Here is an 18,377-nt window from a genome sequence, read left to right on the forward strand (position 1 = left end):
ACGACCATGATGTTATCCGCCCGTTTGGCCCCGCTTGCTCGCTATTTTCCGCTGGAACCGATGAGCCTCATTCGCCTGTGGGTACTGCTGTTTCCCATCGGCGTGATTTACGTGGAGCACTGGGCCAGTACCTTCTTTGGCCTGCTGATACTCACCAGCCTGATCCTGTGGCCGATGAACCGGGCTTCCGCACCGAAACTTCATCACGAAGAAAAAGTACTGCTCTGGATTCTCGGGGCGTATTTCATCGTCGCCATCCTGTCGATCACCGCCAATGGCTGGGATGATGCCGGCCAGAAGGCGCTGGGCAATGAACTGAAATTTTTGCTAATCATCCCCTTTTACCTGGTGGCCCGGCGATGCGAGGAGTTGTGGCGTTATCTGTGGATCGGTTCCTGGCTGGCGATTGTGGTGACCGTGGCATTCGGGCTGCACGAGCTGTATGTCCTTGATCGTCCGCGCGCTGTCGGGCCCTACAGTCCGCTACTGCTGGGGCCGGTGTTGTTGCTCATGGTTGTGTTGCAGTTACCCTGGCATCGATATCTTGCCCGCTATCACTGGCGTAATGCCATTAGCTTACTTATTGCACTGGCCGGCTTTTATATTGTTGTCATGTCCGGGGCGAGAAATGCCTATGTCGCATTACTGGTAATGAGTCTGATTGCCTTTGGCTATTATTTCAGAGCCCGCAATTCACTCCTTATTATCATCGCGACATGTATCCTGATGGTTGTGAGTTATTCTCAAGTCGATCTGGCGAAACATCGCGTCGATCAGGCGGTGAATGATGTAAGCAACTATGTGGGGTATATGATCGAAGATCCGGTCGGGCCGAATAAACACGCTAACAGCAGCGCCGGTAAACGGATGGAAATGTGGCGGGCTTCGGTATTCGCTGCGGCCGAACAACCCTTGCTGGGAATTGGCCGTTATAATTTACATGACAAATTAAAGCAATTTGCCAAAGAAGGGCGGATTCACAAGGCGGCAACACACCATGCGCATCCTCACAGTGTCTATTTCGAGGCCCTGGCGTCAAAAGGGATCCTGGGCCTGGCCGCGGTCCTGGTACTTTATCTGTATCCATTATATTTTTTCATACGCACGCGACAGGCTTCCCGGGAAAGCGCCTTTACCGGTATTTTGCTGTTGACCGCGATAATGGTGTTTTCCATTGCTGATTCGGCCCCGGTTTTTCACAATAATTACACGGCGGTATTTTTGACCTATCTGGCGGTGATTTTCGCCTGGCACAGCCACCAGATTCACAAGACAAACAAAACGGAATCCGTCAGCACGACCTGATGCTGACGAAGATGAGCAGGATATGACTCAGAATAAAACCTCACCAGTGTATACCGTTGAGCCCGGCGGGAACCTGCAGGGCCGGCTCCGTGTCCCGGGTGACAAATCAATTTCCCATCGCAGTATCATGCTCGGCGCCCTGGCCGAGGGAACGACCCGGGTCAGCGGCTTTCTCGAAGGGGCTGACAATCTGGCCACGTTGAATGCTTTTCGGGCCATGGGGGTCAGTATTGATGGCCCCAAAGCGGGGCAGGTAGTGATCGAAGGGGTTGGGTTGCATGGACTCAAGGCGCCGGCGGCTCCGCTGGATCTGGGTAACTCGGGCACTTCCATGCGGTTGCTTGCCGGTCTGCTGGCGGCGCAGCCGTTTGACTCGACCCTGCTCGGGGATGCCTCGCTGAACAAACGGCCGATGAAGCGGGTCACCGATCCGCTGGCGCAGATGGGCGCAAATATTCATACCAGCGAGGCCGGCACGCCGCCGTTGCAAATTCACGGTAGTCAGTCGTTGCACGGCATTCACTATGCCATGCCGGTCGCCAGCGCCCAGGTCAAATCCTGTTTGTTGCTGGCCGGCCTGTATGCCGAGGGCGAGACCTGTGTCACCGAGCCGGCGCCGACCCGGGACCATACCGAACAAATGCTGCAAGGCTTTGGTTATCCGCTGCAACGGGACGGCGCCACCGCCTGTCTGTCCAGCGGCGGCAAGCTTTCGGCCTGCAATATCGATGTGCCGGCGGACATTTCCTCGGCGGCATTTTTCCTGGTCGGGGCCAGCATTGCGCCGGGCTCGGACATCACGCTCGAGCATGTGGGCATCAACCCGACCCGCGTCGGGGTGATTACCATTTTGCGGCAGATGGGCGCGGATATTACGCTGAGTAACGAACAGATCGTCGGTGGCGAGCCGGTGGCCGACGTGCGGGTGCGCAGCGCGCCGCTCAAGGGCATTCATATCCCCGAGGATCAGGTTCCGCTGGCCATCGACGAGTTTCCGGCCCTGTTTATCGCCGCCGCCTGCGCCGAGGGCGAAACCGTGCTGACCGGGGCCCGCGAGCTGCGGGTCAAGGAAAGCGACCGGATCCAGGTCATGGCCGATGGCCTGCAGGTGCTGGGAGTCGATGCCCGGCCCACCGAGGATGGCATGGTGATTCACGGCAGTCCGCTGGGGAGCGGCGCCGTGGAAAGCCATGGCGATCATCGTATCGCTATGGCGTTTACCATGGCGGCCTTGCGCGCCGCCGGCCCGATTCGCGTTCGGGACTGTGAGAACGTGGCCACCTCGTTCCCCGGCTTCGTGGATCTGGCCGCCGGTGCCGGGCTGGCGATTGTTCAGGAGGATAATGCATGAGTGAACCGGTACCGGTATTGACCTTCGATGGTCCCAGCGGCTCCGGCAAGGGCACGATTGCCAGCCGGGTGGCGCGGACGCTGGGCTGGCATCTGCTCGACAGCGGGGCCCTCTACCGCCTGGTGGCCCTGGGCGCCGCCCGGCGCGGTATGGATATGGCCGATGAGGGCGCGCTGGCCGACTATGCCGCGCAAATGGCGGTGGATTTCGAGATCCTGCCGGACAGCGGCGAGGTGGTCGCCCGACTCGACGGGGAGCCGGTGGGCAACGCCATTCGCACCGAGCAGGTCGGTAACGACGCCTCCAAAGTGGCGGCCCTGGAAACCGTGCGCGCGGCCCTGCTGCAGCGCCAGCGCGATTTTCGCCAGCCCCCGGGCCTGGTGGCCGACGGGCGTGATATGGGCACCACGGTGTTCCCCGATGCCGGTCTCAAGATCTACCTCACCGCCAGTGCCGAAGTGCGCGCCGAAAGGCGTTATAAACAGTTGAAAGAAAAGGGAATAAGTGCTAGTCTGGCCGGCCTCCTACGGGAGATCACCGAGCGGGATGTGCGCGATACCGAGCGCCAGTCCTCGCCGCTGAAACCGGCCGCCGATGCCATTGTGCTGGATACCTCCGCGCTGGACATCGACCAGGTGGTCGAACAGGTCCTGGCCTGGTGCCGGGACCGTTTTGCCGTTGGCGGCCAATGAAGTGGGCGGAACCCCGGGGTTCCGCCTGTGTGTTTAATCAACCCCGCAGTTTCGACTGCAACCAGACAAGGTCACGCTGTGGCCTGAGGCGAAATCCAACATGAGCGAAAGCTTTGCGCAATTATTTGAAGAAAGTCTGAATCAAACCCAGATGCGTCCCGGCGCGATCATTACCGGCACCGTGGTCGATATCAACGATGACTTCGTGGTCGTCAATGCCGGCCTCAAGTCCGAGGGCATCATCCCCGTTTCCCAGTTTTTCGGCGAAGAGGGTGAACTCGAAGTCAGTATCGGCGACAACGTCGAAGTGGCGCTGGACTCGGTCGAAGACGGTTTTGGTGAAACCCGTCTGTCGCGCGAGAAAGCCAAGCGCGCCGAAACCTGGACGAAACTCGAAGCCGCTCATGAAGCCGGTGAAACCGTGACCGGTATGATTACCGACAAGGTCAAGGGCGGGTTTACCGTCGAGCTGGATCATATCCGCGCTTTCCTGCCAGGTTCCCTGGTGGATGTGCGCCCGGTGCGTGATACCAGTTATCTCGAAGGCAAGGATCTCGAATTCAAGGTTATCAAGCTGGATCAGCGTCGTAACAACGTTGTGGTCTCCCGCCGCGCGGTGGTCGAGGAAGAAGGCGGTGCCGAGCGCGAAGCTATCCTGGAGAACATGCAGGAAGGTGCCGTGGTCAAGGGCGTAGTCAAAAACCTGACCGATTACGGCGCGTTTGTCGATCTCGGCGGCGTTGACGGTCTGTTGCATATCACCGACATGGCCTGGAAGCGCGTCAAGCATCCGAGCGAAATCGTGCAGGTCGGTGACGAGATCGAAGTCAAGGTCCTCAAGTTCGACCGCGAACGCATGCGCGTGTCCCTCGGCCTCAAGCAGATGGGCGACGATCCGTGGGTCGATATCTCCCGCCGCTATCCCGAAGGCACCCGCCTGTTTGGCAAGGTGACCAACATCGCCGATTACGGCTGCTTCGTGGAGCTCGAAGAAGGCGTGGAAGGTCTGGTACACGTGTCCGAAATGGACTGGACCAACAAGAACATTCATCCGAGCAAGGTTGTCCAGCTGGGTGATGAAGTGGAAGTCATGGTGCTGGATATCGACGAAGAGCGTCGTCGTATCTCCCTGGGCATGAAGCAGTGCCAGGAAAATCCCTGGGAAGCTTTCGCCGCCGAGCACAACAAGAACGACAAGGTCAGCGGCACCATCAAGTCCATTACCGATTTTGGTATCTTTATCGGTCTGGACGGCGGTATCGACGGCCTGGTGCATCTGTCCGACATCTCCTGGAACGTGCCCGGCGAAGAAGCCGTGCGCAACTACAAGAAGGGCGACGAAATCGAAGCCGTTGTTCTCTCCGTGGACCCGGAACGCGAGCGCATCTCCCTGGGCGTCAAACAGATGGACAAGGATCCCTTCTCCAACTTCCTGGCGGAAAATGCCAAGGGCAGCGTGGTCAAGGGCACCATCACCGAAGTGGATCCCAAGGGCGCCACGATTGATCTGGGTGACGGCATCGAAGGTTACCTGCGGGCCTCGGAAATCTCCCAGGATCGTGTTGAAGACGCGCGCAGCGTCCTCAAGGAAGGCGAAACCGTCGAAGCCAAGTTCACCGGCGTGGATCGCAAGAACCGCCAGATTTCCCTGTCGATTAAAGCCATTGACTCGGATGCCGAAAAAGCCGCTATGAAGGACTACAGCGGCAGCACTGGCGCCACCACGACCCTGGGCGATCTGCTCAAGGAACAGATGGATAACAACGAATAACGCCACAACCGGGCTGTTGCAAGTCTGCCCTGAAGGACGGATTATGACAAAATCAGAATTGATTGAGATTCTCTCGCAGAAGCAAAGTCAATTAGCCTACAAGGACGTAGAGCTGGCCGTGAAAACCATGCTGGATCACATGGCGACCACACTGGCCAATGGCGAGCGGATCGAAATCCGGGGTTTTGGCAGCTTTTCCTTGCATTACCGGCCGCCACGGATCGGCCGCAATCCCAAAACCGGGGATTCGGTCGAACTGGAAGCCAAATATGTCCCGCACTTCAAGCCCGGCAAGGAGCTGCGCGAGCGGGTCAACGAAAGCATGGAACGGGTCGAGATCCAGCCCGGTTGATTCGTTATCATAGGGTGGCTACCATTCCAAAGGCGGCAAGAGCGTGGCTCCTGCCGCCTTTTTAGTATCCAGGTCCTGGGTTCCGGGTCCTGTTTGTAGGAGGGGCTTTCAGCCGCGACTCGGGAGAAAGGGTACGACGTTCGCCGATGAAATCGCTTCCCACAATTAAAGTAAGGTAGGCCGGACAAAGCAATAGCAGTGTCCGGCGGATGTTGCCCGATACCGCTGCGCTATATCGGGCCTACCCGCTGGATTTGTAGGAGCGGCTCAGCCGCGATTCGGGAGAAGGGGCATACCCGGTCGCCGATGAAATCGCCTCCCTCAATTAAAGTAAGGTAGGCCGGACAAAGCGATAGCGGTGTCCGGCGGATGTTGCCCGATACCGCTAAGCTATATCGGGCCTACCCGCTGGATTTGTAGGAGCGGCTCGCAGCCGCGATTCGGGAGAAGGGGCACACCCGGTCGCCGATGAAATCGCCTCCCACAATTAAAGTAAGGTAGGCCGGACAAAGCGATAGCGGTGTCCGGCGGATGTTGCCCGATACCGCTGCGCTATATCGGGCCTACCCGCTGGATTTGCAGGAGCGGCTCGCAGCCGCGATTCGGGAGAAGGGGACGGCCAGTCGCCGATGGAATCGTCTCCCACAATTAAAGTAAGGTAGGCCGGACAAAGCGATAGCGGTGTCCGGCGGATTTTGCCCGATACCGCTAAGCTATATCGGGCCTGCATGCTGGGCTATGGGCTGGTGCCTGTCAAAGAATCGGGAAGATTGAGGATACGTGATGCTAAAAATAATCTACATTGCCGTGATTGTGTTGCTGGTCATCACCGGCCTGATATTCGCCGTGCTCAATGCCGAGCCGGTGCAGTTCAACTATTACTTCGACAGCCTCTCCATTCCCCTCTCTTTGTCCATGCTGGTGGCGATGATCCTCGGTGCGATCCTCGGGGTCCTGGCCAGTGCCGGCGCCATCTTACGCCAGAAACGGGAGATCCATCGTCTGCGCAAGGCGGTGGATGTGGCGGAAAAAGAAGTCAATAACCTGCGTTCGCTGCCGCTACGCGACGATCATTGATGGGTATCGAGATCCTCTTTTTGCTGCTGCCGGTGGCGGCGCTATCCGGCTGGTTGCTGGGGCGCCGGGGCACGGCCGCGCGCCGTCGCGATGACGGTTGCCTGGAAATGCCCAGTGAATATATCAAGGGCCTCAATTACATCCTCAATGAACAGCAGGACAAGGCGATCGACCTGTTTATCCAGATGCTGGATGTCAACAGCGAGACCGTGGAAACGCATCTGGCCCTGGGCAGTCTGTTCCGTCGCCGTGGCGAAGTGGATCGCGCCATCCGGATTCATCAAAACCTGATCGCCCGCCCGACACTCAACAAATCGCAACGTGCCCTGGCCCTGTTCGAACTGGGACAGGATTACATGCGCGCCGGACTGCTGGATCGGGCTGAATCGCTGTTCGGTGAGCTGGTCGACAGTGCGCCCCATTCCGAAGCGGCCCTGCGGTATCTGGTGGACATCTATCAGCAGGAAAAGGACTGGGATGACGCTATCCGGGCGGCACATCGCCTGGAACAATGCGCCAATACGGATCTGTCGTTCATGGTGGCCCAGTTCTACTGCGAACAGGCGGATCAGGCGCTGCGTCAGGGCGAGCCGTCGCGTGCCTTGAAACTGTTGCGCCGTGCCCTGGGCGAGGATCGTCACTGCGTGCGGGCCAGCATAATGGAAGGGGATATCGAGCGCAGTGCCGGCAATTACAAGGCTGCCCTGAAGGCATATCAACGTATCGAACAGCAGGATCCCGAGTATCTTTCCGAAGTCATTCAGCCAATGCTCGAATGTTACAAGGCGCTGCAACGCAAGGACGACGCGATCGATTATTTCAAGACATTGCTGGATAAATACGCCGGTATCTCCACCATGCTGGTACTGGCCGATCTGATTGAAGAGCGTGACGGGGAACTGGCATCCACGGAGTTTATTACCCGCTTTCTCAAACAACGGCCTTCGGTGCGCGGTATGGATCGGCTGATCGAACTGAATATGGGGCAGGCCAGTGACACGGTGCGCGAAAAATTGCATGTTCTCAAAGACGTAACCGATCAGATTCTGACCAATAAATCCGTGTATAACTGTGTCCATTGCGGTTTCAGTGGCAAGTCCCTGCACTGGCAATGTCCCAGCTGCAAGCACTGGAACACCATTAAACCGATTCACGGGGTAGAAGGAGAGTAAGGTGCGTTGTTCATCACCGGTTATTGTTGCACTCGATTATGCCAATGCCCGCGAGGCCCTGGAATTTGTCGACAAAGTCTCGCCGGTGCGTTGCCGCCTGAAAGTCGGCAAAGAGCTGTTCACCGCCGAAGGTCCGCAACTGGTCCGCGATCTGGTCGCTCGCGACTTCGATGTCTTTCTGGATCTCAAGTTCCACGACATTCCCAATACCGTGGCCAGAGCCTGTGCCGCGGCAGCCGAACTCGGCGTATGGATGATCAACGTACATACCCTGGGCGGCTCGAAAATGATGAGCGCCGCCCGCGATGCCGTGGCGCAATCTTCCCACAAACCGTTATTAATCGGTGTGACGATCCTCACCAGCATGGGGACCGAGGATCTACGCGAAGTGGGCTTGTCCGGTGAACCGATGGACCACGTCGAGAAACTGGCCACACTGGCGGCGCAAAGCGGACTGGACGGTGTCGTCTGCTCCTCACAGGAAGTCAGCCGCTTGCGCCAGACGTTGCCGGAAGATTTTCAGCTGGTGACCCCCGGCATCCGGCCGGCCGGCAGTGCCGGCGACGACCAGACCCGCATCATGACCCCGGCCAGGGCGATCGGTGCCGGCAGCAATTATCTCGTCATTGGCCGCCCCATCACCCAGGCCGCGGATCCCATGCAGGCGCTGGACGAAATAGAAAATAGTCTTCAGTTGGCAGTTGGCAGTTAGCAGTTATAGTGAAAGCCAGGTTGCGCATAGCGCTACCTGACAATCCTCTGCCAACTGCAAACTGATAACTGCCAACTTTCTTTGTAGGACTTGTCCTACAAAACTTTCCGAAAATTCCTACAAACACCGGCTTGAATCTGTTTTGTACAGTGACGATAATTATTCGCGTCAGGACGATGAACAACCAATCGACAAGGAGTCACCCATGAAAAAACTGATTCAAACTCTCGTTTTCTCTCTCAGCATGCTGTTTGCCGGAATCGCCATTGCCGGACCGGTAGATATCAACACAGCAAGCGCCACGGAACTGGCCACCAACATCAACGGTGTGGGTGAAAAGAAAGCCGTGGCCATCGTCGAGTACCGTAACCAGCATGGTCCCTTCAAGAAAGTTGAAGACCTGCAGAAAGTCCAGGGTATCGGTCCCGGCATTCTTTCCAAAAATCGGGATAACCTCAAACTGGCTTCAAAGCAGGCCAAACTCGATCACGAAAAATAAATCGTAAACCTGAACTGTTCTCCTGACACCACAAAGGCGCAACCACCCGGTTGCGCCTTTTCTATTACTGCTGCCAGCCATATCTAACCGTAGATCACATTGGCGAAGCCTATGTGACAATCCCCGGTCTATAAGAGCGAAGTAGACAGTTTTCAGTTGGCAGCCCGTAGGCCCGATATAGCAAAGCGGTATCGGGCGATTCCACGCCGGACACCGCTCCCGGCGTCCTTCGGATGCAGTATCAAGGTACGAGTGACGAGGTACGAGTAAACGATCATATTACCGAAGATTGAGCAGGATCGCCTCTGGCGCGATAGATCGCGATAATGGGCAGGCCCATCGCGGCGCAGCCGCTCCTACAAATCGGGCGGGTTGGATTGTTTTTCCTCGTCCCTCGTCACTCGTACCTCGTCCCTGTCCTTCAGACGCGCCAGCGCTTGAAGGACCTGTAGGAGCGCCTCCGGCGCGAGTAGACCACGCGGTAAGCAGACGGGCCCATGCGCGGTCAAAGCCTCGCTCCTGGCGTCCTCCAGGACGCAGTGTCGAGGTACGAGTGACGAGTGACGAGGAAAGCACCCTATAACTCGATATCCAGATCTTGTCGGAGCGACCTCCGGCGCGAGAGTCCGGGAACAGACAGGCCCAGCGCGGTCAAAGCTCGCTCCTGCCAACCAGGCCAATATGATGTAGATTTTCCTCGCCCCTCGTAACTCGTCCCCGTCCTTCGGCGCGACCGATCGTGCCGTCCGGCAAGGCCTATCGCGGCGCAGCCGCTCCTACAGCTGCCGACTGCAAACTGCGACTGCCAACTTTCTCTTCTACAGTTGCCCCAATTGAAGCCGGTTTGCTATCTTATTCGTCAATCAAATCAGGATGTAATGTGCCCATGAAGCCAATCAAAAAAGCGGTTTTTCCCGTTGCGGGGTTAGGTACCCGTTTTCTCCCGGCCACCAAGGCCAGTCCCAAGGAAATGTTACCGGTTGTCGACAAGCCGCTGATTCAATACGCGGTGGAAGAAGCGATCTCAGCCGGCTGCGATCAGATGATTTTCATCAACGGTCGCAGCAAGCGGGCAATTCCCGATCATTTTGATAAGGCTTACGAGCTGGAAACCGAACTCGAAGAGAAGGGCAAAACCAAACTGCTCGAAGTAGTCCGCAATATCGTCCCCGATCATGTCAGCTGCATCTATTTGCGCCAGGCCGAAGCACTGGGACTGGGCCACGCGGTTCTGTGCGCCAGACCGGTAGTGGGGGAGGACCCCTTCGCCGTGATTCTAGCCGACGATCTCATCGACGGCGGTGGAAAAACCTGCATGCAGCAGATGGTCGAGCAATACGAACGCCACGGCAACAGTATCCTGGGGGTCGAGGAGATCCCCGTGGAGGACACCTCCAAATACGGTGTGATCAAATCCACCGCTATCGAGGAACGTCTCTCCCGGCTCGAGGATATTGTCGAAAAACCTTCCCCCGACAAGGCCCCGTCCAACCTCGCCGTGGTCGGTCGTTATATCCTGACCCCACCGATTTTTGACCTGCTGGCCAGCACCGAGAAAGGCGCCGGCGGTGAAATCCAGCTCACCGATGCCATCGCCGCTCTGCTCAAGATACAGCCGGTCCTGGCCTACGCCTTTGAAGGCAAACGTTACGATTGTGGCAGCAAACTCGGCTACCTCCAGGCCACCGTCGAATACGCCCTCAAACACCCCGAACTCAAGGACGACTTTCGCGCCTACCTGCTCGACTACGTCAAGCACATCAACCCTTCGGGCTGATGTGCAGGGCCGGGTGACGAGGGACGAGTGACGAGTGACGAGGAAGAAACAACCTAACCCGCCAGATTTGTAGGAGCGGCTACGCCGCGATGGGCCTTACAAGAGCGAAGTTGGCAGTTTGCAGTCGCAGTTGGCAGTTCTGGCCTTGGCCGGGCCGGGTGACGAGGGATGAGGAAAGAGCAATCCACCAGATTTGTAGGAGCGGCTGCGCCGCGATAGGCCTTGCCGGACGGCACGATCGGTCGCGCCGAAGGACGGGGACGAGTTACGAGGGGCGAGGAAAATCTACATCATATTGGCCTGATTGGCAGGAGCGGGCTTTGACCGCGATGGGCCTGTCTGTTCCCGTGATCTCTCGCGCCGGAGGCGCTCCTACAATATCTGAATGTCGAGTTATAAGCTGCTTTCCGCGACATTATCGCCAGGGATGGCGTGTATCCCGAACTCTGTCAGGAACAGAGCCGGGGTAGTACATCCCTGTACATCAATCGTTTCCCACAGGCCCTTCGGGCAGGGGCTAAGGACCTAGGACCAAGGACCTAGAAACTAGCCCCTATTCTGTAGGAGCGGCTCGCAGCCGCGACCCGGGAGAAGGGGCACGACCGTGGGGCTTAAATTACTCATCCCTCGTCATTGCCCGAAGGGCCTGAAATTGCCGGAAATTTAGGCAGTTAGCTGCAGAACCCGGACTTGACCCGTCGGGGCCGGGTCAGTAAGATACGCGGCCTGTTCCCCGGTAGCTCAGTTGGTAGAGCAAGTGACTGTTAATCACTGGGTCGGCGGTTCGAGCCCGTCCCGGGGAGCCATTTCCAGAGGGTCGCTGTCTAATAAAAACCTTTTTGTCTAATAAAATGCAGCGATTCCTGCTCTATATTGGCTCAAATTTATTGTGCTTGATGCCGTTTTGTCGTGCCGTGATTATCCGCAGGTTGTCTTGGACGTGCAGGCCGCAGACGAGCTCGTTTGTGATAGGGATGACGTGATCGACGACGTAGCAGGCTTTCTTGCCTGAACGGCGTGCCCTGTCTGTCATGGTCTTAGCTTTTCGATAAACCTTCCTGATTTCAGCCTTATCAGCCCAGCCGGGCGTTGCCAGCTTTATGTGTTTTTTTCTTTTCCTTGAGTGATGAGCGGTGTCTTTCAATATCCGCGGCGCGTCTGGCGCTATTGGCGGCGGTGAATATTCCCACTTAAAATTATTAGGTGTCACTTCGAGCGGCTCGGCTTCAGCTGCAGTGGCCAGCCGGATGGCGTCCATGCGCTTTGTATATGCCATTTCGTCAGCCTTGATTTTTTCTGCAATTTGCTGGCTGTAGCAATCCGGCATGCTTTGTGGTTTCCGTGGCCTGTTTGCGGCAGCCCTCGATACCCTTGGATCGCCGTGTCGATTAATAAAAAAATGGATATCCATGGCCAACAGGGCGCTTACCTGTTCTGGCACGGTGCACTCGCCAGTGAGTTCTACCAGCTCTTGTTCGGATAAAAGGGCGCTAGTCATCTATTTACCATTATTTTTTCTGTGTATTGGCGTTACTCGCACTGGTGCGCGTTTGTAGACGCGGTGGAGTGTGGCCGGGTTCTGGTGGCCTAGGAGGCGGTCGTCGTCGCTTTCTGAGCCTGCTTTGGCGCGGAGGTCGTGGAAGGTGTAGCGTTCGGTGATCAGGCCGTCAGCGACGGCCTGGCGCATGCGTCGTTGCCAGATGGCGCGAAAGCCGTCGCCGGTGTAGGGCTGGCCGTGGCGGTTGTGGATGAGGTAGAGGGTGCTGATGCGGCTGGGGAGTTTTTTGCACTGTTCGATGATGGCGGCCAGTTCGGCGGTGCGCTGGTAGATGAGGGTTTTGCCGGTCTTGCCGGTTTTGACGGTGAGGCCGTCGTCTGACCAGTTGGCGAGGGTGAGGCTCAGGATGTCGCCCTGGCGCAGGCCTGTGGCGATAGCCAGGTCCATGGCCAGCTGTACGGCTGCGGGCATGATGTCGCGGATGGCGAGGTATTCCTGGTCGGTCACGTAGCGGGTGCGGGGCTTTTCCGGGTTACGTTTGACCAGGCGGCAAGGGTTGTCGGCGGCGGCGCCCCAGCGAATGGCGCTGCTGTATATGTGCGAGAGCAGGGACTTTTCCCGGTTGCCTTTGATAGGCGGGCGCTGGTCCAGGTAGGTGTAGATGTGCTGCGGCGTGACATCGTCCGGGCGCATGTGTCCAAACACCTGGCGCAGCGTGCCGATTTCCCGGGCCTGGGTTTTCTGGGTCGAGACGGCCTTGCTTGGCAGGATCTCGCGCCGGTAGCGGTCCATGACGTGGCCGAGGGTGGTGATCGGACCTGTGGCGTGGTTCATGTCGGCGTAGGCCTGCAGGGCCTCGTGCAGGCTCTTGCCGAGCTTGTGCCATTTGTTGCTCCGATCGACAAGAATAGGCGCCGTGCTTCTGGTAGACACGTTGCGGCAGGTCTTTGCGGTGCGTTCTCTTTTTCCCATTGCCATGGGAGATTACCCCATTTTTCGCAGACTGGAAAAGTCCGGCTCTGTACAGTGAGACTGACTGGCGCCGGCGGGCTCTTCGATCTGGCTACGCGCGACCCTTGGGTGACCGTCGGCGCGACAAAATGGCGGATGCCTTGTTCGCGCAGCCAGCGGATCTGGCAGCTGGGGCGCTGGTATCCGGTGAGGTAGGCGATGTCGGCTTTGGTGAGGAAAAGGCTCATGGCGCTGGCTTGTATCTCCGCTCCGGATCTTTGAGAAAATCAATAGAGCCGGTGGTGAATATAAAATTTGGCACTTCATTGCAATATGGCAACTCGCCGGCCATTCGCCATTTTGAAACGGATAGAAGGTAACTCGCTCTGGTCCGAGAGCGACGTTGCGGCTGTGCATGTAGACGCGCTCGCCGGGCAGATCCCAGTTGTTGCGAGGAGTAGTAATAGATCTCCCAGTTGTCGGTGTCGTCTGAGTACAGCCTCGCGAACCGCATCGGAGAAACGGAAGCGGGGCGCTGGCTCGTCAGTGTCCGGCCAGGCGTCGACCGAACTTGTCGTGGATCATCTGGCGTGTTCCGGGTGCATAGGTTCTCGGTCATGATCCGATATCCTCCACTATAGGTTACCAGGCCATCAAAATCTTCTTCCGGACGCAAGTAGCTTCGGCCAGCGCATACACCTCTGCGACGATGGCGCCATGATCTTCGGCGAGCGACCGCAAATAATCGCTCTTATCGTCGATACGCCGTTCTGTTTATAGATTCGCAATATGTACCTGCATACCGGCACGTCGTTATCATAGGTGTTGCAGGCGCTTTCCTGGGACTGGTGCACCGGCACGTCGTCGGGTGTGTCGTTGCCTTTGCCACCGAGGATCTGCAGGTCGCTGGCGACAATCTCGGTGATGTATTTGGTCTCACCGGTGTCCTTGTCCTGATATGAGCGGGTTTTCTTTTTGCCCACAATGTGGACCTGGCGGCCTTTACGCAGGTATTCGCCGGGCGATCTCGGCCAGGCGGCGCCAGAGGGATGACGCGGTGCCATTCGGTATCTTCGCGCCAGTCGCCGGTTTGTTTGTCTTTCCAGGTGTCGGTGGTGGCAACGGTGAGGGTGGCCACGGCGGTACCGTTGGGCGTGTAGCGAAGCTCGGGATCTTTGCCGAGGTTGCCCAGGATGATCTATCTGTTGGAAGCTTCTAGCCATTGCTCACCTCGGGTGTCCAGTAAAAATTGGCGCTGTCAGCTACCCCGACATGCTCGCTGGATTTTTCTTCCTGGAGCACGGGCAATTTGTTGACGACGCGCAGCGTGCCTCGGCCAAGGGCCTGATCGGCTTCCATTGTGCAGCTGGCGAGAGGCGCGCTTGGCTTCGTTGACGGATTTGCAGACTGTGTCACCGTCGGCGCTGCGGATGATGTTGCGTTTGCGGTAGTGTGTTGGCTGTTTCATCAGGCCATTTCCTCCTGTGCTATGCCGTTGGCCCACTGGTAGGCGTCGTCATCGAGGCGGGTCCAGCCTTCCTGGCGCGGGCGATAACCGGCGGTGTATTTGCCGAATGCGGCGGCGAGTTGTTCACGTGATGGGGCTTCGTCGTGCAGGGACTGCTCGTAGATGAAGGCGTGCAGCTCGAACAGGCGACGGAACCAGCCGGTGATGAATCGCTCGAAAGTTGTCCGTTGCTACTGGTGATGATCGTGGTGAGTACTCGGCACGTTCGGCGAAGGCGAGGCCAAGGTGATATTCACCAGCAGCATGGGTTGCGGCGATGGTCTTGGGCCCGATGTCACCGTCCACGGTTGTACCGATTGCCCGCTGCAGGATCTTGACGGCATCGCCCGGGCGGTGCTGCACCACGGAATCGAACAGGAACAGGCCGAAGGCCGGCGGCAGTTCGCCGCAACGGTAGGCGTCCCAGTAGTCGATGCGGTAGAGCTCGGTGGCTTCGTCGACGGTGAGGTTTTTGATGTCGATGCCCGGGTGGGCGCGGCGGCTGATGCCGTACTTTGTTTCGCCGCCCGGGTCTTGCGGGTCGTTGACGTAGCCGCCTTCGGTCTTGATGACCCAGGCCATGGCCAGCGGCATGATGTCTTGTGGCATGATTGTCTCCCTGATGGGTGTTACGTGGTAACGGTTGCGGCACTCCTGGCACATGCCCTCGATGAGGGCGGCGTCCCAGTGGCCGCAGGTTTCGCAGTCGCCTGGCGTGCTGCCCGGCTGTTTCTTGGGAAACGCCGGGCAGGGATGCGCGAGTTAGGCGACTTCGGCGGATGTCGTTTTGTTCGTCGTCAGTCGTCATCGTCGCTGTCGGTTTTGCTGAGCTTTTGGCGCGCAAAGCGGATGGCTGCAGGCACGCCAACCAGGTCGCGGTGTTCCAGGGCGAACTGGTCGAGTGCGCCTTCGTTGCAGGCGTTTTCGAGCTCGGCGAAGGTGCCGGGCTTGATATCCTCCTGATCAAACAGGGCCTTGATTTCGGCTTCGTCGTGTTCGGCCAGGTACTGTTCGTCGATGCGATAGTCATCGATGCTGATCTTGAAGCGACCCGCAAGATCAACGCGCTGATGCGCCGGCATTTCATGCACGATGTATTTGGCCAGTTCGGCGAATTGCTCGTCACCTGCATGGAGGAATTGGTCGAGCGAGAGCAGGTTGGATTTGAAGAGGACTTTTTCTACATCCTCGTCATATTCGGGCTCGAAGAGGTATCCGCCAAAGTCGATACACTCCTTGTCATCGATGTCGCGGGTGACGCCATCCGGGCAACCTGCTGCAGACCAGGCGATTAGCCCGAAGATAAGCGACGGATTACTTGCAACGTGCCGGCCGATGGCGTGAGTCAGCCAGTTATTCAGCAACCGCCCGGCACGTTTGGCGGTGTTTTCTTTTTCGAGAAAGCAGCTCACCATAAAGCAGCTGTCTATGATGTCCGGGTCTTCGGTGTCGTCGCCCTCGACGGCCATGTGGCGGTGTTTGCAGCCGTCGCAGGTGCGCACGTCGAAGTCGGCCCGGACCAGCGGCCGGAAGTCGCGAAAGAACTCCAGCTGATGTTCGTCGACGTTGACGCGGTTGTCGTCGCTGACGGTGATCTCGCGCGGGCCGGCGTCTTCGCCGGCGTCGGATTCGTACCCACGTTCTTGCCGCTGGTCGCATTCGTGCTGCTGCTCGTTGACGGCCTCGGCCTGCAGGATGGCGTGGCAGGCCTGGTCGAGACAGAAGGTGGTGTCCTGGTAACCGTTACTGAGTTTGCGCATCTTCTGGCAGCCGGTGGCCACGCATTTTTTGCGATAGTCGAAGTCGGTTTTGTAGCTGTTCAGGTCGATGTGTTCGCGTGCGAACGTGATGAAGACTTTGCGCTGCAGCTCGGTGGTGGACGGTGCGTCTTCTTCATAGTCGGTCAGCTCTTCGCGCAGCTCTTCGATCACCGTGTCGCTGGCCATGGCGGGCAGCAGGTATTTGCCGTGCGCGGCGGTCAGCCGGCCGTACCGGATCAGGTCCTGGGCCCATTCGGGCAGCTCCAGCAGGCGGATCAGGTTGGATATGTAGGCCCGGCCGAACTGGCCAACGCCGGCCTCCTTGAGCTTCTTTTCGATATCGGCTTGCTTGAGGCCGTGCACTTTGTTCATGGTGCGCAGCACGCCGGCCCACTCGATGGCGTTGAGGTCTTTGCGCTGGTGGTTTTCTTTGAGCTGGATTAACAGCTTGCTGAGGCCGTCGACCTTGCGCAGCACGCCGGGGATGGTGCGCTTGTTGGCCAGCTTACTGGCGCGCCAGCGGTTTTCGCCGGCGACCAGGTAGAAGCGGCCTTCGTCTTCCGGATGCGGGCGCACCACGACAGGCTGGATGACGCCGTCGACTTTGATGGAGGCGGCCAGCTGTTCAAGGTAATCCTCGTCAAAGGTTTTGCGCGGCTGTTCCGGGTCCGGGTCGATCATCTTGAGCGGGATGTTGCCCAGTTCGCCGGGCTGCAGGTTGAGTTCAGGCATGGTGTGAGTCTCCGGGTGTTAACAGGTTGATGATTTCGCGCTCGGTGGCGCGGCCGCCGCCGGGCAGGGCATACAAGGGTGTGTTGCCGTGCCGGGCGGGTTTGAATACAGCGGGACTGCGCGCAACGATGTCGACAGCGCGAATAAAGGTGATGCCTTTAATGGTGATGTCGTCACCGCGCAGCTGCTGCAGCTGGTTTGGGTTTAGCAATACGTCGTCAGGTGACACGGTGGCTTTCCTCCTGGGTGATGGTGTCGGTGGGGTCGCCGGCTTCGTAACCGAGTGGCGCGTCGTCGTCTTCGGCGATGCTGACCATGGCGATCATGTTGAGCGTGAGCGCGATGACCACCACGCAGCCGATGCCCAGCAGTGCCAGGCCGATGTAGATGGCGTTATCCATGGCGATGTGTCTCCGCGTATTGCCTGGCCGCAGCCAGCGCGTCATTGAAGTCGCCGCCGCTTTCCAGCACGGCGTGGCCGGCGTTGATGGCGAAGACGATGACCGGCACAACCGGCTGCTCGGCATACTCGCGCATGACGGCCTGGCTGAGCCGGTCTTTCATGTGGTCCATCCGTTCGCGCTCGTTGCGGTAGCGCTTGAGGTTGGTGATGTTCTTCATCGCTTCGTAAGCGCGGCGATCGGGTTCAGGTGAGATGTAATGCACATTGCTCATGGCATGATCCTCCATGGGTTGGGTCGGGTTGGTAGTGGTCCAGCAGTTCGCGGGCTGTGGCAATGCCGCCGCCCAGGAAGACAACGCCGCCCACCCAGCTGGCGGCGACAATGACAAGCTCGCCACGCGCAGAGCGGTAGCCGCTGCCCAGCTCCGGGCGGCGGGTAAAGTTGCCGGCGGCGTTGATGGCGGCGGTCATTTCGCCAGCCCTGAAAGTCGATCAGCAGGGTGGCGAGGATGGCGCGGCGGCGGCGGTCGAGCACCGTGGCGATGTGGCCGAAGGATTCGCAGCCGGCCTTCTTGAGCAGCTTTTCGCCCTCGGCCGCGTTGAAAAAACAGGCCATGGCAGCGGCAAAGATGGCATCGGCCTGGCTCTTGTTGGGCAAGGCCTTGCGCATCACATCCAGCTTGGGCGTCAGCTGGTGATAGTGGCTGGCCATGCGCGGCGCGGAGGCCTGGCAGCCAAACAGGCTGGGCCCGGCGATGCCGACACCGTCGATCCAGGCGGCTGTGAAATTGCGGACACACTTTGCGCGGGTGTTTCCT

22 protein-coding genes, 1 tRNA gene and 1 pseudogene are annotated in these 18,377 nt (G+C 58.5%); 13 read left to right on the forward strand and 11 right to left on the reverse strand.

The window, feature by feature from the left end:
• The first annotated feature begins 6 nt into the window (after window positions 1-6).
• The 11 genes from U5K34_RS11980 to U5K34_RS12030 all read left to right on the forward strand — a co-directional run bounded on the left by U5K34_RS11980 (window position 7) and on the right by U5K34_RS12030 (window position 11,514).
• Entirely contained in the window at window positions 7-1,305 is a 1,299-nt protein-coding gene (locus tag U5K34_RS11980) for an O-antigen ligase family protein (RefSeq protein ID WP_322568632.1), read from the forward strand.
• A gap of 22 nt (window positions 1,306-1,327) precedes the next feature.
• On the forward strand, window positions 1,328-2,656 hold the full coding sequence (gene aroA, locus U5K34_RS11985; RefSeq protein WP_322568633.1) for a 3-phosphoshikimate 1-carboxyvinyltransferase: 1,329 nt from the start codon (window positions 1,328-1,330) through the stop codon (window positions 2,654-2,656).
• The gene (cmk, locus tag U5K34_RS11990; RefSeq protein WP_322568634.1) at window positions 2,653-3,348 is read left to right on the forward strand and encodes a (d)CMP kinase; all 696 of its coding nucleotides are present in this window, start codon (window positions 2,653-2,655) and stop codon (window positions 3,346-3,348) included. The genes aroA and cmk overlap by 4 nt, the downstream gene beginning before the upstream one ends.
• Before the next feature lie 76 nt (window positions 3,349-3,424).
• Window positions 3,425-5,119: a 30S ribosomal protein S1 gene (gene rpsA / locus U5K34_RS11995; RefSeq protein ID WP_322568652.1), complete on the forward strand. Its 1,695-nt coding sequence runs from the start codon at window positions 3,425-3,427 to the stop codon at window positions 5,117-5,119.
• Between the two features lie 43 nt (window positions 5,120-5,162).
• The gene (locus tag U5K34_RS12000) at window positions 5,163-5,471 is read left to right on the forward strand and encodes an integration host factor subunit beta (RefSeq protein ID WP_416224089.1); all 309 of its coding nucleotides are present in this window, start codon (window positions 5,163-5,165) and stop codon (window positions 5,469-5,471) included.
• 783 nt (window positions 5,472-6,254) lie between these two features.
• Complete coding sequence (locus tag U5K34_RS12005; RefSeq protein ID WP_322568636.1) at window positions 6,255-6,548, forward strand: LapA family protein; 294 nt, start codon at window positions 6,255-6,257, stop codon at window positions 6,546-6,548.
• Complete coding sequence (gene lapB, locus U5K34_RS12010) at window positions 6,548-7,720, forward strand: lipopolysaccharide assembly protein LapB (protein WP_322568637.1); 1,173 nt, start codon at window positions 6,548-6,550, stop codon at window positions 7,718-7,720. The genes U5K34_RS12005 and lapB overlap by 1 nt, the downstream gene beginning before the upstream one ends.
• Window position 7,721: 1 nt before the next feature.
• Window positions 7,722-8,432, forward strand: a complete 711-nt coding sequence (pyrF, locus tag U5K34_RS12015) for an orotidine-5'-phosphate decarboxylase (protein ID WP_322568638.1) — start codon at window positions 7,722-7,724, stop codon at window positions 8,430-8,432.
• 205 nt (window positions 8,433-8,637) lie between these two features.
• Window positions 8,638-8,931 carry a helix-hairpin-helix domain-containing protein gene (locus tag U5K34_RS12020; RefSeq protein WP_322568639.1) on the forward strand — a complete coding sequence of 98 codons (294 nt, stop codon included), beginning with the start codon at window positions 8,638-8,640 and terminating at the stop codon, window positions 8,929-8,931.
• A gap of 886 nt (window positions 8,932-9,817) precedes the next feature.
• Complete coding sequence (galU, locus tag U5K34_RS12025) at window positions 9,818-10,708, forward strand: UTP--glucose-1-phosphate uridylyltransferase GalU (RefSeq protein ID WP_322568640.1); 891 nt, start codon at window positions 9,818-9,820, stop codon at window positions 10,706-10,708.
• Between the two features lie 730 nt (window positions 10,709-11,438).
• A tRNA-Asn gene (locus U5K34_RS12030) sits at window positions 11,439-11,514 on the forward strand.
• Window positions 11,515-11,576: 62 nt separating this feature from the next.
• On the opposite strand, the gene U5K34_RS12035 is transcribed toward U5K34_RS12030, so the two are convergent.
• From U5K34_RS12035 to U5K34_RS16195, 3 genes are read right to left on the reverse strand one after another with little or no spacing between them, the layout of a single operon-like run.
• Window positions 11,577-12,206 (reverse strand): DUF4224 domain-containing protein, encoded by a 630-nt coding sequence (locus tag U5K34_RS12035; protein WP_322568641.1) that lies wholly within the window; start codon window positions 12,204-12,206, stop codon window positions 11,577-11,579.
• Window positions 12,207-13,139: a tyrosine-type recombinase/integrase gene (locus U5K34_RS12040; RefSeq protein WP_322568642.1), complete on the reverse strand. Its 933-nt coding sequence runs from the start codon at window positions 13,137-13,139 to the stop codon at window positions 12,207-12,209.
• Window positions 13,037-13,405, reverse strand: a complete 369-nt coding sequence (locus U5K34_RS16195) for a DUF4224 domain-containing protein (protein ID WP_416224090.1) — start codon at window positions 13,403-13,405, stop codon at window positions 13,037-13,039. The genes U5K34_RS12040 and U5K34_RS16195 overlap by 103 nt, the downstream gene beginning before the upstream one ends.
• On the opposite strand from U5K34_RS16195, the gene U5K34_RS12045 reads away from it, so the two are divergent.
• Window positions 13,307-13,537, forward strand: coding sequence for a hypothetical protein (locus tag U5K34_RS12045; RefSeq protein ID WP_322568643.1), 231 nt, complete (start codon window positions 13,307-13,309; stop codon window positions 13,535-13,537). The genes U5K34_RS16195 and U5K34_RS12045 overlap by 99 nt on opposite strands.
• 273 nt (window positions 13,538-13,810) lie before the next feature.
• Here U5K34_RS12045 and U5K34_RS16200 read toward each other — a convergent pair.
• The 8 genes and pseudogenes from U5K34_RS16200 to U5K34_RS12085 form a co-directional block, all read right to left on the reverse strand.
• A pseudogene (locus U5K34_RS16200) lies at window positions 13,811-14,355 on the reverse strand (single-stranded DNA-binding protein).
• Window positions 14,356-14,372: 17 nt separating this feature from the next.
• The gene (locus U5K34_RS12055; protein WP_322568644.1) at window positions 14,373-14,516 is read right to left on the reverse strand and encodes a hypothetical protein; all 144 of its coding nucleotides are present in this window, start codon (window positions 14,514-14,516) and stop codon (window positions 14,373-14,375) included.
• A 232-nt stretch (window positions 14,517-14,748) separates the two neighbouring features.
• Window positions 14,749-15,273 carry a glycoside hydrolase family 108 protein gene (locus tag U5K34_RS12060; RefSeq protein WP_322568645.1) on the reverse strand — a complete coding sequence of 175 codons (525 nt, stop codon included), beginning with the start codon at window positions 15,271-15,273 and terminating at the stop codon, window positions 14,749-14,751.
• A gap of 188 nt (window positions 15,274-15,461) precedes the next feature.
• The gene (locus tag U5K34_RS12065; RefSeq protein WP_322568646.1) at window positions 15,462-17,156 is read right to left on the reverse strand and encodes a ParB/RepB/Spo0J family partition protein; all 1,695 of its coding nucleotides are present in this window, start codon (window positions 17,154-17,156) and stop codon (window positions 15,462-15,464) included.
• Window positions 17,149-17,385 (reverse strand): hypothetical protein, encoded by a 237-nt coding sequence (locus U5K34_RS12070; RefSeq protein ID WP_322568647.1) that lies wholly within the window; start codon window positions 17,383-17,385, stop codon window positions 17,149-17,151. Before U5K34_RS12070 ends, U5K34_RS12065 begins: the two co-directional genes overlap by 8 nt.
• Window positions 17,375-17,557 carry a hypothetical protein gene (locus tag U5K34_RS12075; protein WP_322568648.1) on the reverse strand — a complete coding sequence of 61 codons (183 nt, stop codon included), beginning with the start codon at window positions 17,555-17,557 and terminating at the stop codon, window positions 17,375-17,377. Before U5K34_RS12075 ends, U5K34_RS12070 begins: the two co-directional genes overlap by 11 nt.
• Window positions 17,550-17,831, reverse strand: a complete 282-nt coding sequence (locus tag U5K34_RS12080; RefSeq protein WP_322568649.1) for a hypothetical protein — start codon at window positions 17,829-17,831, stop codon at window positions 17,550-17,552. Before U5K34_RS12080 ends, U5K34_RS12075 begins: the two co-directional genes overlap by 8 nt.
• A complete protein-coding gene (locus U5K34_RS12085; protein ID WP_322568650.1) occupies window positions 17,803-18,030 on the reverse strand; it encodes a hypothetical protein in 228 nt (75 codons plus the stop codon). The genes U5K34_RS12080 and U5K34_RS12085 overlap by 29 nt, the downstream gene beginning before the upstream one ends.
• On the opposite strand from U5K34_RS12085, the gene U5K34_RS12090 reads away from it, so the two are divergent.
• On the forward strand, window positions 18,017-18,377 hold a 361-nt coding region (locus U5K34_RS12090; RefSeq protein WP_322568651.1), incomplete at its 3' end, for a hypothetical protein. The genes U5K34_RS12085 and U5K34_RS12090 overlap by 14 nt on opposite strands.

Origin of the sequence: Thiohalophilus sp. (assembly GCF_034521165.1) — a bacterium.
Classification (GTDB): Bacteria; Pseudomonadota; Gammaproteobacteria; order UBA6429; family Thiohalophilaceae; genus Thiohalophilus.

Bases quoted from the DNA above. Each gene is read 5' to 3' on its own strand.
- U5K34_RS12020 (WP_322568639.1), top strand. From the start codon at position 8,638: ATGAAAAAACTGATTCAAACTCTCGTTTTCTCTCTCAGCATGCTGTTT.
- U5K34_RS12035 (WP_322568641.1), bottom strand. From the start codon at position 12,206: ATGACTAGCGCCCTTTTATCCGAACAAGAGCTGGTAGAACTCACTGGC.
- U5K34_RS16195 (WP_416224090.1), bottom strand. From the start codon at position 13,405: ATGAGCCTTTTCCTCACCAAAGCCGACATCGCCTACCTCACCGGATAC.
- U5K34_RS12000 (WP_416224089.1), top strand. From the start codon at position 5,163: ATGACAAAATCAGAATTGATTGAGATTCTCTCGCAGAAGCAAAGTCAA.
- U5K34_RS12005 (WP_322568636.1), top strand. From the start codon at position 6,255: ATGCTAAAAATAATCTACATTGCCGTGATTGTGTTGCTGGTCATCACC.
- U5K34_RS12055 (WP_322568644.1), bottom strand. From the start codon at position 14,516: ATGGAAGCCGATCAGGCCCTTGGCCGAGGCACGCTGCGCGTCGTCAAC.
- U5K34_RS12045 (WP_322568643.1), top strand. From the start codon at position 13,307: ATGGCGGATGCCTTGTTCGCGCAGCCAGCGGATCTGGCAGCTGGGGCG.
- aroA (WP_322568633.1), top strand. From the start codon at position 1,328: ATGACTCAGAATAAAACCTCACCAGTGTATACCGTTGAGCCCGGCGGG.
- galU (WP_322568640.1), top strand. From the start codon at position 9,818: ATGAAGCCAATCAAAAAAGCGGTTTTTCCCGTTGCGGGGTTAGGTACC.
- lapB (WP_322568637.1), top strand. From the start codon at position 6,548: ATGGGTATCGAGATCCTCTTTTTGCTGCTGCCGGTGGCGGCGCTATCC.
- U5K34_RS11980 (WP_322568632.1), top strand. From the start codon at position 7: ATGATGTTATCCGCCCGTTTGGCCCCGCTTGCTCGCTATTTTCCGCTG.
- U5K34_RS12065 (WP_322568646.1), bottom strand. From the start codon at position 17,156: ATGCCTGAACTCAACCTGCAGCCCGGCGAACTGGGCAACATCCCGCTC.
- U5K34_RS12085 (WP_322568650.1), bottom strand. From the start codon at position 18,030: ATGACCGCCGCCATCAACGCCGCCGGCAACTTTACCCGCCGCCCGGAG.
- U5K34_RS12080 (WP_322568649.1), bottom strand. From the start codon at position 17,831: ATGAGCAATGTGCATTACATCTCACCTGAACCCGATCGCCGCGCTTAC.
- U5K34_RS12075 (WP_322568648.1), bottom strand. From the start codon at position 17,557: ATGGATAACGCCATCTACATCGGCCTGGCACTGCTGGGCATCGGCTGC.
- cmk (WP_322568634.1), top strand. From the start codon at position 2,653: ATGAGTGAACCGGTACCGGTATTGACCTTCGATGGTCCCAGCGGCTCC.
- U5K34_RS12060 (WP_322568645.1), bottom strand. From the start codon at position 15,273: ATGCCACAAGACATCATGCCGCTGGCCATGGCCTGGGTCATCAAGACC.